This window comes from Mucilaginibacter gynuensis, from assembly GCF_039541195.1.
Lineage (GTDB): Bacteria > Bacteroidota > Bacteroidia > Sphingobacteriales > Sphingobacteriaceae > Mucilaginibacter > Mucilaginibacter gynuensis.
This window is the reverse complement of the sequence record NZ_BAABFT010000025.1, coordinates 1-15,215: the sequence shown is the minus strand read 5'-3', so window position 1 is coordinate 15,215 and position 15,215 is coordinate 1. Positions and strand designations below refer to the sequence as shown.

15 protein-coding genes and 1 tRNA gene are annotated in these 15,215 nt (G+C 42.6%); 8 read left to right on the top strand and 8 right to left on the bottom strand.

The window, feature by feature from the left end:
- The first annotated feature begins 47 nt into the window (after window positions 1–47).
- Together ABD894_RS26375 and ABD894_RS26370 are read left to right on the top strand one after the other, a co-directional pair.
- Window positions 48–1,088: an NAD(P)-dependent alcohol dehydrogenase gene (locus tag ABD894_RS26375; RefSeq protein ID WP_345214150.1), complete on the top strand. Its 1,041-nt coding sequence runs from the start codon at window positions 48–50 to the stop codon at window positions 1,086–1,088.
- A gap of 9 nt (window positions 1,089–1,097) precedes the next feature.
- Entirely contained in the window at window positions 1,098–2,021 is a 924-nt protein-coding gene (locus ABD894_RS26370; protein ID WP_345214096.1) for a helix-turn-helix domain-containing protein, read from the top strand.
- 362 nt (window positions 2,022–2,383) lie between these two features.
- Here ABD894_RS26370 and ABD894_RS26365 read toward each other — a convergent pair whose 3' ends face one another.
- The 3 genes from ABD894_RS26365 to ABD894_RS26355 form a co-directional block, all read right to left on the bottom strand.
- A complete protein-coding gene (locus tag ABD894_RS26365) occupies window positions 2,384–2,848 on the bottom strand; it encodes an OmpA family protein (RefSeq protein ID WP_345214095.1) in 465 nt (154 codons plus the stop codon).
- A 124-nt stretch (window positions 2,849–2,972) separates the two neighbouring features.
- Window positions 2,973–4,007 (bottom strand): hypothetical protein, encoded by a 1,035-nt coding sequence (locus ABD894_RS26360; RefSeq protein WP_345214094.1) that lies wholly within the window; start codon window positions 4,005–4,007, stop codon window positions 2,973–2,975.
- A gap of 208 nt (window positions 4,008–4,215) precedes the next feature.
- Window positions 4,216–4,287 (bottom strand) — tRNA-Arg (locus tag ABD894_RS26355).
- 313 nt (window positions 4,288–4,600) lie between these two features.
- Between ABD894_RS26355 and ABD894_RS26350 the strand changes: the two genes are divergently transcribed.
- Window positions 4,601–4,891, top strand: coding sequence for a glycosylhydrolase-like jelly roll fold domain-containing protein (locus tag ABD894_RS26350; RefSeq protein ID WP_345214149.1), 291 nt, complete (start codon window positions 4,601–4,603; stop codon window positions 4,889–4,891).
- A gap of 193 nt (window positions 4,892–5,084) precedes the next feature.
- A complete protein-coding gene (locus ABD894_RS26345; RefSeq protein ID WP_345214093.1) occupies window positions 5,085–5,780 on the top strand; it encodes a proline and serine-rich protein 1 family protein in 696 nt (231 codons plus the stop codon).
- 5 nt (window positions 5,781–5,785) lie between these two features.
- Here ABD894_RS26345 and ABD894_RS26340 read toward each other — a convergent pair whose 3' ends face one another.
- A complete protein-coding gene (locus ABD894_RS26340; protein WP_345214092.1) occupies window positions 5,786–6,961 on the bottom strand; it encodes a GAF domain-containing sensor histidine kinase in 1,176 nt (391 codons plus the stop codon).
- A 212-nt stretch (window positions 6,962–7,173) separates the two neighbouring features.
- Between ABD894_RS26340 and ABD894_RS26335 the strand changes: the two genes are divergently transcribed.
- Window positions 7,174–7,605 carry a DUF1801 domain-containing protein gene (locus tag ABD894_RS26335; protein ID WP_345214091.1) on the top strand — a complete coding sequence of 144 codons (432 nt, stop codon included), beginning with the start codon at window positions 7,174–7,176 and terminating at the stop codon, window positions 7,603–7,605.
- 120 nt (window positions 7,606–7,725) lie between these two features.
- Window positions 7,726–8,067 carry a hypothetical protein gene (locus tag ABD894_RS26330; protein WP_345214090.1) on the top strand — a complete coding sequence of 114 codons (342 nt, stop codon included), beginning with the start codon at window positions 7,726–7,728 and terminating at the stop codon, window positions 8,065–8,067.
- A 75-nt stretch (window positions 8,068–8,142) separates the two neighbouring features.
- On the opposite strand, the gene ABD894_RS26325 is transcribed toward ABD894_RS26330, so the two are convergent.
- A complete protein-coding gene (locus ABD894_RS26325; protein ID WP_345214089.1) occupies window positions 8,143–9,672 on the bottom strand; it encodes a choice-of-anchor I family protein in 1,530 nt (509 codons plus the stop codon).
- A gap of 281 nt (window positions 9,673–9,953) precedes the next feature.
- Between ABD894_RS26325 and ABD894_RS26320 the strand changes: the two genes are divergently transcribed.
- Together ABD894_RS26320 and ABD894_RS26315 are read left to right on the top strand one after the other, a co-directional pair.
- Window positions 9,954–11,681, top strand: a complete 1,728-nt coding sequence (locus ABD894_RS26320; RefSeq protein WP_345214088.1) for a tetratricopeptide repeat protein — start codon at window positions 9,954–9,956, stop codon at window positions 11,679–11,681.
- 217 nt (window positions 11,682–11,898) lie between these two features.
- A complete protein-coding gene (locus ABD894_RS26315) occupies window positions 11,899–12,102 on the top strand; it encodes a hypothetical protein (protein WP_345214087.1) in 204 nt (67 codons plus the stop codon).
- 58 nt (window positions 12,103–12,160) lie between these two features.
- Here the strand turns inward: ABD894_RS26315 and ABD894_RS26310 are convergent, their stop codons facing one another.
- The 3 genes from ABD894_RS26310 to ABD894_RS26300 form a co-directional block, all read right to left on the bottom strand.
- Window positions 12,161–12,856: a response regulator transcription factor gene (locus ABD894_RS26310; protein WP_345214086.1), complete on the bottom strand. Its 696-nt coding sequence runs from the start codon at window positions 12,854–12,856 to the stop codon at window positions 12,161–12,163.
- Window positions 12,857–13,104: 248 nt separating this feature from the next.
- Window positions 13,105–14,037 (bottom strand): bestrophin family protein, encoded by a 933-nt coding sequence (locus ABD894_RS26305; protein ID WP_345214085.1) that lies wholly within the window; start codon window positions 14,035–14,037, stop codon window positions 13,105–13,107.
- 31 nt (window positions 14,038–14,068) lie between these two features.
- Window positions 14,069–14,578 carry a hypothetical protein gene (locus tag ABD894_RS26300; protein ID WP_345214084.1) on the bottom strand — a complete coding sequence of 170 codons (510 nt, stop codon included), beginning with the start codon at window positions 14,576–14,578 and terminating at the stop codon, window positions 14,069–14,071.
- Window positions 14,579–15,215 lie beyond the last annotated feature (637 nt).

The window sequence follows — 15,215 nt, the reverse complement described above, 5'->3', positions numbered from 1 at the left end:
TCTTGTACTTACACGGCATCTTTGCTGTATCAAAAACTAAGAAACTCATGATAGCAGCCAAAGGATATGCAGCACAAAGCGCTGAAAGCGATTTAACCCCATGGAATTTTGAACGACGCGAGCTTGGTCCGCATGATGTGCTCATTAATATAGCCTATTGCGGTGTTTGCCATACCGATATTCACCTCACCCGTAACGAGTGGTTCCCGGGCATCTTCCCGATGGTGCCGGGGCACGAAATTGTTGGCCACATCGCCGAGGTTGGCAGCCACGTTAAAAACTTTAAACAGGGCGACCGTGCAGCCGTTGGTGTAATGGTAGATTCGTGCCTGCACTGCGAAGATTGCCTGAATGGACAGGAACAATTTTGCAGCATTAGCCCGGTGCTTACCTATAACAATCTTGATAAAACCGGCACTCCCGCATATGGCGGTTATGCCAGCAACATTGTAGTGCCCGAACATTTCGCCCTGCATGTGGCCGAAAAGCTTGATTTCGCGGCGGTAGCTCCCCTGCTTTGCGCGGGCATCACCACTTACTCGCCTCTGCGTAAATGGAAAGTTGGCGAAAGCCATAAACTGGCCGTGGTTGGCTTGGGGGGCTTAGGGCACATGGCCGTAAAATTTGGTGTGGCCTTCGGTGCCGAAGTAACTGTATTAAGCACCTCCCCTAACAAAGCCGAAGCTGCAAAAAAACTGGGCGCGCACCATTTTGTGGTAACTAAAGACGAGGAACAAATGAAAGAGGCGCTGAAATCGTTCCATTTTATTATCGATACCGTTGCCGCCGATCATGATATCAATCCGTACCTTGCTTTATTGAAAACCAATGGCGTGTACATTAACGTGGGTATGCCTGCCGAACCATGGAAACTTTCATCGTTCAGCCTGGCTACCGGGAATAAGGTAGTGGCTGGTTCGGGTGCGGGCGGGTTGCCCGAAACACAGGAAATGCTCGATTTTTGTGCCGAACACAACATTGTGTGCGACATTGAGTTGATCAACATAAAAGATATACATACCGCGTTTGAGCGTATGCTGAAAGGCGATGTACTGTACCGTTTTGTGATAGATATGGCTACTTTATAAGTAAATAAGATGAAAGCAGAGCATAAGCCCCCATACATTTTCAATTCGGTTGCCGAATTAAACCAGGCCTTGGGTCTGCCCAAGCCGCTGCACCCGCTGATAGCGCTAAATGATTATAAAAATATTACTGCCGATACCACCGAGCTATCAAAGGGTATGATCACCAATCTTTATAAGATATCTTACAAAAAACATTTTTCGGGTAAAATAAAGTACGGACAGCAGTATTATGACTTTGACGAGGGCGGGCTGTGCTTTATATCACCCAATCAGATAGTTTCAAACATAGAACCGGCGCTTGACTATGAGGGGTTTTCGCTGATGTTCCACCCCGATTTTATCAGGAATTACCCGCTGGGCAAGAGCATCAAAAATTACGGCTTCTTTTCGTACACTGCATCTGAAGCGCTGCATCCGTCAGAAAAAGAGAAGGAAACCATCATCAGGATATTTAAAAGTATCCAGGAAGAGCTCGAACTGCCCATCGATCAGTATAGCCAGGATGTGATTGTGTCGCAAATTGAGCTACTTTTAAACTACAGCAACCGTTATTATAACCGGCAGTTTATAACCCGAAAGGCCGTTAACCACGATTTGCTAAGCCAGCTGGAAGATCTGCTTGAAAACTATTTCGATTCAGAAAAATCATTGCTCTCGGGCCTACCATCGGTACAACAAATAGCCGACGATCTGAATGTTTCGCCGCGTTATTTGAGTGATATGTTGCGGGTACTTACCGGGCAAAATGCCCAGCAGCACATCCATAATAAATTGATTGAAAAAGCGAAGGATATATTGAGCAGCACCAACCTAACCATTGCCGAAATAGCTTACCAGCTTGGTTTTGAGCATCCCCAATCGTTCAATAAACTATTTAAACGTAAAACCAATGTATCGCCGCTGGAGTTCAGGCAATCGTTTCACGGTAACTAATACAACGAAACGTTGTGAAGCCGGGCTGTTGACAAGACTAATTTCATATATCCGTCATGCCGAATTTATTTCGGCATCTCATTAGAAAAGTCTCAGATAAGCAAAGTGCCAACCCTGCTGATGAGATGCTGAAATAAATTCAGCATTACTTTTATAGTTCTCAACAGCTATGTGAACACTGCTTCACAAATACACACATTCACTCCTTTAAGGAATACGAGTGTGAAACAAGTTGTTGTATGTCCAACAGTCTACATTTCGCATAACAACACTCATTATCAATACACTTTATAAAAAATGACCATTTTTATGATCAACATAAAAATGGTCATCTCTATTTAGGTGGCTCATTAGACCTTGTGTTATTCGGCAAATTTAATCTCTACCCTTCTGTTCTTTTTACGGCCATTAGCGGTAGCATTGGTAGCAACGGGTTTGGTATAGCCATATTCGGTAGCCGCGATGCGAGATTCTTTAGCGCCGCTTTTTATCAGGTAAGCCTTAACAGCATCGGCACGTGCTTTCGAGAGTTTCCAGTTGTATACATAGCCCCCTTTGTTATCGGCATAACCGCCCAATTTTAAGGCTGCATCGTTATCTACCATTAGTTTGGCCACTTTGTTTAAGGTAGCATACGCGCTTTCGGGCACGGTGGCTTTATTAAACTCGAACTCCACGTTTTTGAACGTCATGGCGGCTAATACCTTGGCCGGGATAATTTTATCTTTTGGCGGTTTAGGCTTAGCGTGCGCGTAAACCATTGAACATACCACCACGGCCATACCCGCCAACAGCGGAGCCGTCATCTTTAAAAATTTTGTTTTCATGCGAATGTATTTTAAGTTTATTGATTAATGGCTCGTCGCAATTACCGCACCGCTGCAAACAGGTACTTGTTCAGCTTTACAACAGTGTTGTAAACACATAGCGAAAAAGTGTGAAACTATTGTTTTACAATCCTTTACCTATATGGTAGTTATTATCACCCAACACTAAATAATTATAGGCCAGCATAAATAATAAGCCCATCAACAGGGCCAAAGCGCCTATGGCCAGGTAAGGCGGCTTGGCTACCATTATAACCGGTTCACCTACAATTTTTAATGATTGAGTATCGGCATCTAATTGAGTTTCCTGCGCTTTTTCGTGCAGTAATCGTGTTTTTATCGCTAACAGTTCGTTTTGCTCGGCTTTAAAGCTTTTGTTGAATGCGTTGCGGTTGTTCAGCCGGGTTTGCAGTTTTAATATGTTGGCGTTTATCCCCGTATCTAACTGGTTTTGCACAGCCAGTAACTGCTTGTTTACAAAAGCAAGCTCATCGCTTACGTCAAAATCGGCAGTCAACAGATGCTGCTTATCGTTTTGCAGTTTGTTATAATAATCAACCAGGGTAATGATCACCTTGCTATCTACCTCAAACGTATTGGGGATCTGCTCGAAATGATCGATAGGCTTTTTAACATAATAATCCAGCGCCTGTAATGATTTTATCACCTGCACAATATGTTCACGCCCCGTTTGTTCACCATTAGCCGAAGCATAGCTTGCCAATCTTTTTGAAACAAGCTGTATGCTATCCTTAACTTCGGTAGCCCGTTTAACCCGGTTATCTGGCTTGCTGTGTTTAGCGTTGTATTTACGCACAATGCCACGCAATACCTGTTCGCCTTTGGCCGGCGAATCTGTTTTCAATTTAAGGGTTACGGTATTATCATCACCTTCAGCTGGTGTAACGGCAATGCTGCCATGGTAGTTGTGCGGTACAAACTTATCTTTCAAATTTTCCACCTGAAGCGTAACGCCTTTGTTAACGTTTGATGCCACGGTTAAAGCGATATCATACCCGGGCGGATAAAACCATCTGTACAAACCATAGGCAGTAATTAGAAAAATACTGATAGCTACAACGTACTGCGTTACGCCAAACCGTTTTGGGGGTTCAACATATCCGTAGTAACCTTTTTTGCCTTTAACCATGTTGCTCATAAGTGGTATATACAGAGCAAACTACGTGCTATAACACACAGTCGGTTTTGTTAAAATATTGATTGTTAATTATTTGTGAATTATCGTGCAATTTTCACAAAATCTCACGGTTTGTTATCCAATCGGATAAACCATTAAGCAGGATGCTCATAACCGAATTGCAATTCATAAAAAAAACCGCTCTGTAATTACACAAGCGGCTTTTAAGTGTTCCCGAAGGGATTCGAACCCCCATCATCAGAACCGGAATCTAACATTCTATCCATTGAACTACGGGAACAAGCGCGCAAATATAGATAAATCATCTATTTATTTTGAATTTGATTTTGAAGAATTGATATTACTAATAACCATATTAGATGTTTTTTTGAGTACAAGAGAGATGAGCTTGCCAACAGAAAGGATTAAACCTACTATTGCAGTGCAATACCAATTAAATTAAACCATGGCATCAGGGTACTGGCTAAGCCTGTAATATTTAACACCCTTACCGATTGGTCGGTAAACGCTAATGATAGTATAAAATATTATTCGGGCGCGGCATCGTATCATAATACTTTCCGGATAAAAACTATAAATAAGGCACACGCTATATAATTGATTTGGGGCTTGCTAAAGACATTGCCAAAGTAACCGTAAACGGTATAGAAATAGGCGCCGCCTGGACACCGCCATATCAGGTAGATATTACCAAAGCCCTCAAAAAAGGCGAAAATACACTTGACATAAAAGTGGTGAATACCTGGGTAAACCGACTACAGGGCGACGCGCTGCTGCCTGTCGAAAAGCGAATAACCTCAACCCATCTCCGCGTTGACCAGGGAGCTGGCTTGGAGCCCTCGGGGTTACTTGGCCCGGTAAAAATAGATCTTGTTAATTATTAAAATAGATATGATTATTTATTATGTTTAAAGAGCTTACATATCATGCTTAAAAAAGTAATCATAGGTGTCTTTAGTATTTTACACTCATTATCTGCTACTTAGCTTAATGCTCCACAATAAATGTGCGTAACCATTAAACGAAATGCTTACAAGCAGCGTCATACAGGTATAAAACAATTAACCTTGTATCGCAATGAAACGAATATTTTATACCCTATCATTATTACTGTTAGTGATCAGTGCAAGCGCGCAATCTTTTAATCCTCCTGCCGAAGTATTTATAGCCATCCGTGAGAACGGCAATTATACCATCAAACTTGATGATCAGTTTATTGGTTCGCGTTTGCAGCGCTTTCGCTTTTTCGAGGTACAGCCGGGGCGTAATTTGCTTACCATATCGCAAGGGAACCGGGTGCTGTATAAAGACTATGTGAGCATTAAACCGAATACCCGCCTCATAGCCGGTTATAGTGCCGCCACCGGTTTAAAAGTTACCGAAGAACTGGATATTATTGTGCGCGGAAAATATAACCTTGATAACTGGAATAATGTATTATTTCGACCCGAAGAAGGTGGTAACGGCCGCGGACCTGTGCGGGTTAATGGCATGGAACAACGCGAGTACGCTTACCTCTATAATACCATAAAAGCCGAAGCCTTTGATTCAGGTAAACTGAAGGTATTAAAAGTGGGCCTAAAAAACAGCCAAATATCAACCGGACAATTAACCGATTTGCTTAAGATGTTCACTTTTGATGATAAACGCCTTGAAAGCGCGGTATTTGCTTATAACTATGTGAGCGATGCCCGCAACTTTTACCAAGTGCGCGATACCTTCACTTTTGAAAGCGGCAAACGCGAAATAGATGACCTGGTACTGAAAAAATAGAATTGTTACCCCAACCGCAGCGTAAACTTAGTTTCCTCTTCTGTAGAAACCACATTGAGTGAGCCGTTATGCGCACGGGCAATTTCGGATGCTATGTACAAGCCCAGGCCGAGGCCTTGCTGACCGGGTTTTACTTCGCCGCGCGAGAAGGGGTTAAATAACCTTGCCATGGCTGCTTCGGGTATTGGCTGCCCGGCATTGGTTACCGATAGGGTGAAAACGCCTTTGTGTGTATCGGCATTTATTTTGATTGGCGTATCTTTTTGGCCGTGGGTAAGGGCGTTGTTCAGCAGGTTAGAGAATAGTTGGGCTATACGCCTGCCATCGCAATTAAATGGTTCCCGGAGTTCAAATTCGGTTTCGATAGTACGATCAGGCCACATAACATGGAGTTCTTCAATTACCTGGGTTAATATAGGCTGCAGGTCGCAAGTTTTGCTTTGCAGGGTTATACCATCCCCCATACGGCCGCGGGCAAAATCAAGTATGTTATCTATCAGCCCTTTCATCCGGAACGACGCATTTTTTATAATGCGCACAAAATTGGCGGCATCGGGCGTTAAAGGCATACGCTGCAACACCTGCGCGCTGCTGGATACCGCGCCCAGCGGATTACCCAGGTCGTGCCCCAATATGGAAATGAACTGTTCGCGCAGTTCGGCTGTCTGGCGTTCTTCGTGCAGGTTACTTTCAGATAATGCCAGTTGCTCGGCCGAATGGATATGGAAAGCGATCAGATCGGCAAATAGTTGGAACATACCCAGCGTTTTGGTATTGTTCAGCTCGTTAGGCCTGGGATCGATAGCGCAGAGGGTACCAAAAAACTCACCCGTTTTTAGCGTGATGGGTATTGATATATAGCTTTGAAAGCCATACATAGCAGGCGTATGGTGCGTCGCGAAAAGCGGGTCTTTAGCTACGTGGTCTATCACTACCACCTTTTGGCTTTCACGTATCTCGTTGCAAATAGTGGTTTCCAGCTTTAGTTCGCCGCCGGGGGCAAGGCCAAACTGTATATCATCGCGAACGGCGCAGGCTACCCACTTGGTATCGGTAACGCGCGCTACGGCGGCAAAGCCCATTCCGGTAGTAAGGCATACTACATCAAGTATATTCGATACTGCATCTATACGGGCAATTTTTTCTATATCTGCCTGTATATTAATCTCATTATTACTCACTCTCAATAGTTTAAAAGAATATCTTACTAAATTTACAGGCTATGCCTGCAACCCGTTAAATTTAAAGTAATTATACAATGTTATTTTAACTAATTTAATAAATTAATAAGTATTATTTCAGCTGTTTTGTTTACTTATTTAATCATATTTCCGATACTAAAAATAAGGTAAGACAAAACGGATAATTAAGACACCTATCATTTCTATCACTAATGAACATTCAGGAACAAATAAAAGACTACATCTCTGGTCAGCCCGAAACAAAACGTGGTGACATAGAAACGCTGCATCAACTTATACTTAAAGTATTACCCGAAGGTAAACTATGGTTTGAGGACGGAAAAAATAGTGAGAACAAAACCGTTAGTAACCCCAGTATAGGATATGGAATTTACACCATAAAATATGCAAATGGAAAAAGCAGGGAATTTTATCAAATTGGTATGAGTGCAAACACTACGGGTATTTCTATTTATATACTTGGTATTGAAGATAAAACCTACTTGGCCCAAACCTATGGTAAAGAATTAGGCAAGGCAAGCATGACCGGCTATTGCATTAAGTTTAAAAGTTTGAAGGATATAAACCTTGATGTACTTGAAGCAGCCATACGATATGGTGTTGCGGTAACCAGTGAAAAGTAAATTAAAACGGGAGAATATTAAATTTCAGGATTGCTTAAAACCGCTAATTTAATATTGAATCATCAAAAAATGCCATGTCTGCTAATTACCCGGCTTTAAATTATACCTTTACAGCACACAATGGAAGAAAGAAAATATTTAACTACCTGGAAACGATACCTCCCGGTAATTCGTTTGCACCTCAAAAAGAGCCTGGTGGAAGATCAAAGTTTTAAGCTCAATATTACAGATTTTGAATCGGCCGGCGACCGCGGGAAATCGGGCTATACTTTTAGCTTGGCTATGGATAACGGTAAGGTAACCAACAACATCAGCGGATCGGCAGTAGCACGCGACCTTTTTGAAGCCCTGAAATCTGACGATGCCATCAAAGCTCTGTTAGAAAATCGCAGCGTTAAAATAAGTGTAGGTAAAACCTTCTTATTAACTATAAAAACTACTCATGTATCTGCCTATAAATAGGCAACATACTATCGATAAAAAAGAAATCCGCCTCACTATTAAGCGAGGCGGATTTCTTTTTTATGTATCTACGGATTAAATAGTATTTGGTGCGTATACTTTTAATACACCATCGCCTTCGCTGCTTACTACCAGTAAACTCTTTTTGGTAGGGCTGTTTTTAGCAGGGATGATCAGTACACCTTCTGGCGCATCGCCTGTTTTTAGTAATTGCAGGTATACAGGTTTGGTTGGGTCGGTAATATCATAAACCGCAACCGCGTCGGCACGTTCCATGCCTACAAAAGCTACTTTTTTATTGCCTATTTTACCAATGGCTATGCCTTCTGGCTCAACTGATTTATCATCGCTGCGGCCGTCATCATACGCGGTGGCGGCAATTGTTTTAACATCCAGTTCGTTTTTGCTATCGAATACCTGTGTACCATCATTACCATTCCAAACGCTGAATGAACGTGAACCCAATGAGTAAAGCGCATCAAAGTCACCATCGTTATCAGTATCGCCCAGGGTAGTAGTAATGTTAAGACGACCCAGTTTGCCTTCTTTCTGCAAATTACTTGCGTCAGGGAAAGCGGTCGCGTCGAGCTTAATGTCTTTTATTCTTTTTACTTCGGCAAATGCATCATACTCGCGGGCATCACCCTCGTTGGCTGTAAATAAATATGGGATACCGTTAGCCTCGGTTACCGCGATAGCATCCGGCATATAAATACCTTTAACATTCCATTTTGCTAACTCCATTGAATTGTCATCCTTGTCGCTCACGTTAATTTCGTTACCGGCAACGTTGTAATCTTTAAAGCCAAGCGGGAAGATGTTGGTAATGGTTTTTGAGGCGATATCAACTTTAGCGATGGCGTTGTTCTCCTGCAAAGTAACCCAGGCAGTTTTTGAATCGTCAGAGATGGTGATGTACTCCGGCTCGATATCCTTTAAAAAGTTATTACCCAGGCCAAATATCCTGAAACCTTTGGCCTTTAATTCAGCCTCTTTGCTTGCAAAAGCAGCAAAGTTGATGGTAGTAACCGTGTAATTATCAGCTACCGATATAATAGATATTGAACCTTCAGGGTCATTGGTATAAGTAGTGTTCGGTTCGCCTTCGTTGGCGGTCATGATGTATTTGCCATCCGGTGAAAAGGTGATCATATCCGGCAGAGCGCCAACGTTGATTACTTTTACTTCGCTGTAGTCGTCGGTTTTAAAAACAGCCACTTTACCGTTAGCTTGCTTGTCGCTTGATTCGATAGCCGCGGCCAGTTTGCCATTGCTTACCGCAACGCTGTTTACCGCGCCGCCATAAGGAGCCATCAATATAGAGTGGATCACAGTCATTTTTGGTGGATCTTTAAAATCGATCACGTCAATTTTATTTACGCCGCCGTTGTTTACCACAAACAGACGATTAGTGGCAGGGTCAAATGCCGAAATCTCTGCCGCGCCGGCTTCGCCAATGTTAAGTGTGCCTACTTCGGCAAAGGTGGCAGGGTCTTCATTAACAAAAAACTCAGGTTCTTCCGTTGGCGGATTGGTTGCCGGCTTGTCTTTTTTACAGCTTGCAAGGCCAACTAAAACAAGTAAAAATAGTAGATAACGCTTCATAGTGTGTTGAATTAGTGTAAGCTTCAAAACTATTAAGCCAGGGTTAAGAGTAATTAACATTAGCGTTAAGTGTTTGTTAATAATATCGATTGTATATACACCGTAGTTAATCATTTAGCTGTAAATACAAGTTGATTTAACCTATAAGCATTTTAACATTGGCAAAAAAATAGCTCATATGTGTTAATATTATAATTTTAATACTGTTTATCTGCTATTTGCGTATATTTCGCCCATAGTATATGCCCCTTAAATACTTTATAATACGGCTAAACATTCTTGTGTTTTTTTGCTGCGTTGCGGTTTATAATGCCTGTGCGCAATCTGTAACCGAGCTTAATTCGAAGTATGGTTTTTTTAGCAAACTCGAAACCAGCAGGGATACCAACCTGATAGAACTCGCCCAAAATCTTTATAAAGCTACCTGCCGCGAACTTAATGAAGCTACCGCCATGGCTCAGCTGGATAAGCTTACATTGCTGGCCCAAAACACAGCCAATAAACAACTGGAATGCGCAGTTTATGATATGCGTGCCGATTATTACTCGGTAAATTATGGCTATAACGCCAAAAGCGATAGCTACTATCAGGCAGCTGTTAATTTCGCGCGTGAAAACGAAATGCCTGTAGAGGAGGCCATCTACCTGCACCGCAAGGCCATTTATTATTCCATATTTAAACACAATACCCAAGCCATACGCTGCCTGCTGCAAGCGCTGGAAATTTTTAAGAAGGTGGGATATGGGAAAGTACCTAATATAAGCCTGTACTTTTTTCAGATGGGTGATTTTTATTATGGTATAGGTGATTACCACGCTGCATTAATTTACACTAACAGGGCTTTAAAATACAACAAGCGCGATACCCGCCGAACCATTAATACTATTAACACCATGGGTCTTGTTTACCGTAACTGGAAACACTACGCCCGCGCGTTAACCTATTTTAACCAGGCGCTTGATATGGCCAAACGACTACGCGACAGTGCCTGGATGGGTATTACCAATGGCAATATAGGCTCGGTATATTTTATGCAGCGGCAATACGATAAGGCCATACCCTTTATTGAAAACGATTATAATGCATCATTAAAATACAAGGAATATAACAATGCTACACTGGCCCTTTTACGCCTTACAACCATTGCGGCTTACAGAAACCAGACAGCCAAAATGGGGGAGATGCTGAAACAAGCCACGCAATTGATAGCCCTCGAAAAAGATTCGCCAAATTTACTGGTGCATTTGTATGAGCTCAACTCTATTTACTACGAAAAAGCGGGCAGGTTGCAGGATGCGCTTAATTACCGCAAAAAGTTTGAGGCAACCAGATTTGCCTTAGCCATGCGCGATAATGTGGCGGCGGTTGAAAGGGCAAGGCTCAATTTTGAGCAGGAGAAATATAAAGCCCGCCTGCAACAATTAAAAATTAACGCCCAGGTGCAATCGCTAAGGCGCAACAGTGTAATTATCGTATTACTGCTGGTGACTATTATTATCGCCCTGATCTATAACCGTAAGCTACTGAAGATTCGCAAGGATAGCGAGATATTGCTGATAGAGAAGAATAAGGCCGATGTTGACCTGAAGAATGCCACTTATGAGCTGATACGCTATACCCAAAACATACAGGAAAAGAACGACCTGATACAAAACTTTAAAACCGAGATAGACCAATTAAGCGTACAATACGCCGATGATAAACGGGTGGAGCAACTGAACGACCTGATGCAAACCCACATCATGACGGATAAAAAGTGGAACGAGTTTAAGCAACTGTTCATGAAGGTTCACCCGGGCTTTTTCCCCCAGTTAAAAGAAGCCTACCCCAATATCAGCGAAACCGATGTACGCATGCTCTCGCTAATTAAACTTGGAATTAATAATCGAGAGATGTCCAACATGCTGGGCATAACCAACGAAGGGGTTAAAAAAGCCAAGCAGCGCCTTCGTAAAAAGATGAATATTAATGCCGAAGAAACCCTTGAAGGCATAACATCAAGTTTGTAACAGGCTGTATCATAGCACTGTCCACTATCTGTCCACCTGTGTAAAAATCGTTTGTCCACCATTTGTCCACCCTGTATTGTTTCAGGCTGATATATCGCGCTACTATCTTAGCGGTGCTTAATAAGCAATATTGTTACGTTGATTAAAATTCCCCTATTAATAAATTTAGTTGCCTCTTATGGATGCCCCGGCATCCATAAACTAATTTAAACTAACGATGAAACTGATGCAAACCGACAGGCAATGTCGTAAATGTAATAAAGGCACCCTGAGCACCCGCGTTAAGCGTGGCTTTTGGGTAAAGAGCTTACTCTTTTGGGTATCTATCAAACACTTTAAGTGTAGTTATTGCGACCAAAAAACTTATGTGCTCGAAGAGCGCAATGGCAGCAAACAACTAACGAACCTTAACGTGAATTAGTGGGGTCGGCGCTCTTGCGGGAAGGGTCAAATCCGCGGAGCGCTATGACTTTCCTGTACTAAATTAAATCAAATGCACGGGCAAATTCGGCCAGCTCATAAGGTGTTTTTACTTTAAGTTTTTGCTTAATGTTACGGCGGTGCGTTTCAACTGTGGTGGATGAAATGTGCAGCTGTTTACCAATTTCGCCCGCACTTTGGCCTAATGCCAGCAGTTTTAAAACCTCACGTTCGCGCTTGCCCAGCAAAGTGAACTGCTGTGAGTTTTTGCGCAAAAAATTATTTTCGTCCAACAACCTCGATACCTTGGTGGTAATATGCTGTAGCGGATCAACCGGGAACGACATGGTGATGGTAAGCAGTGGTTTATCTTCCAAATTACGCATCAATATACGCATACTGCTCATGTGCCATATCCATGGGCTATCATTAGTGGCACGCACCTGCTGAAAAAAAGTTATCGGATCATCGGTATTACGCTCCAGCATTTTGCTGATAGCCGGTATATACTGAGCGGCATCAGCGGCATTGAAATAACGGGAATGATATTCTTCTACTGTAAGGCTTTTTACTTCATCCAAAGTAGTACCCAAATGCTGCAATCCCGGGGCCGACATGTATAAAATTTGGAAGGACGGCATAAGATGAATAATAGCTACGCCGGGCAAACTATCGGCCGTTGCGGCAATACCCGCAATTGTTTCGTTAATATTGTATTGCAGTATTGGTAAAACTACTTGCTGTGGTGGCGGCATGTTTAGTTAATTATGTAGCAGAGCAGGCCTAAGAATGCAGGTTTAAGAATCAAAGCGGACCAAAGTGCATCCTTGTTTCGTTTCTTAATTTCGCATCTAACTTCCTACATCTAAACTTATTAACAAAGCTACATAAAAAAAGCGGGCAGCCGCAAGGCTACCCACTCTCTCACAAACAGGTTTTGTTTACCAAACCTAATAACAACAATCACAGGAGGATTATACTATAAACTAAGTCCCCACCTCATTTAAAGAATATAAAACACATTGGCCTGCGCATTACCACTATGCACCGGCGCGTGCTTATCCTCGCTGTGATTATCGTTTAACATCTGTTTCAAATCGCGTTCAATAGTTTGCGATATAGCCGTTGTGGGCGTATCGGTAGGTTTATTTTCAAATGGATCCTGCAAATGGATGGCCATTTTTTCAACCAGCATAAACGCGGCTGCAATAGCAACAATCAATGGCACCTCAAACATCCCGAAATATTCTATCAGTCCGAAAGGCATCAGCGCGATGAACAGGTACAACGAAAAATGTATATACAAGCTATAGGTTACCGGGAATACGGTGTTCTTGATGCGCTCGCATTTACCCATAGAATCGCACAAACGGGTAAGGGTACGGTCAAGCTCTACCTGCTGGTACTCGTTGATCCAGCCGTTGGTATAAGCCAGGCGTATATCCATACCATGTAGTTTCAGCAAGCTGTTAGGCATATTGCTGAAACGTTTGGTGTATTCTATTTCTTCATCAAGCAAAAACTCGGTGCTGCGCCCGTACGCATTTTGATTACGTAACGAGTCGCTAAGGCTGTAGCACCAGGCTATCTGCCGCCTTACAAAGCGTTTTTTAAATGATTCTACCTCTTCGCTAAAGCCATTATTATCTAAAAACGTAGTAAGCTGGCGTGTAAGCGAGCGCGAATCGTTCACGATAGAACCCCAGATGCCGCGGGCTTCCCACCACCTGTCATACGCCTGGTTTGACCGGAAAGCCAGCAGCAGCGATATGATGGTAGCCAGTATGGCCGGTACCGCAATAGGTATTGAGATACGCATGTGCGGAAAATATTGGTGTACCAATGCTATGCTAACCGCAAATACGCTCACTAATATCAATTCGTACTTTATTTTTTCTACCACATATTTAATGGGTATGTTTTGCTTTAGTAACATAGTTTAAGTTTTAAAGTGTATAAAACCGGTTTTAAACTTCCTGTTCTTCCAGCTCCGCCTGTACGGTGGCCGGTGTTTCGGCAATAGCCTGCGGAGCCATGTCCACCTCGGTTAACGGCAGGTTTATTACGCTCAGGCCGCAACGGCTTATCAGCGTAGCCGGGTCGAAGCTATTTTTGGCCAATTTTGCAATAGTATAACCTTGCAGGTTAACGATGGCGTCAATCTCGTGAGCTTCGATGAAGTGTTTAAACAATGTAACGGTGTTGCCGTAGAAAAACTCTACCCTGATATTGCTGATATTATCGCTGTAAAAAGCTGTTAATTCAAGGCATTTATCATTAAACTCTTCGCTCACGTACTGATACTCGCGGCTGCGGCGTGAAAGCATCAGCAGATCAGTTATAGAATCGGACAAGCTAAAGAAGTGCATCAACACGATATCGAATTTATCGTTAGGTTGATTTAATACTAACGAATGGATAACATCCAAAGATTCCATCCTGAAATCTGTAGGGATTATGATCTTTTTTACTTGCATAGGTATTAAATTTTATTGTTCAACTTTGATACTACAAGTATCCGCACAGCGCATTAGAATGATTTAAGAGCGAGATTAGAGAATGATTAGAATTGAAAATAATTTATATGTGAGGAAATTGGGGGCTTTTTACTGCTTGTTATTTATAGTGCGGCGGGACGCCGCGGGATAGCTGACACTTGGCTGGAGCCAAGCGACTGCGGGGGCGCAGAACGCGTTAGAGCAACTCACCCGATCTTCGCTTCGCTGGATCACCCTCTCTACTTCGTAAAGAGGGATTTGAAATTCTAATTTTTAATTTATTTGCGTCCTCTTTTCGCTTGCGAAATAGAGGACCATGCAGCAAGGCGCATTCAGAAGTTATTCATAACTATGCAAAAGCACTACCCTAACATAACCTAAAAAATGCGGCATCGTAAGGAACGGGAGTACTATCCCTGCCACAGCACAACGCCAACACAGTTCCTTGCGCAGCCGCGACTTTTCTTTTTTGGTACTTTTTTCTTTTGGGAGAAAGTGGCTGTTGCACAACTAACACAATGTTGAAAAGACATTAATAATGAAAGGCGAGGTGTTTCTTATCTTGTAATATGCAAGGGAAGAAAAGCCACCAGGAAAAGTTGTTCATCAGCTTTCA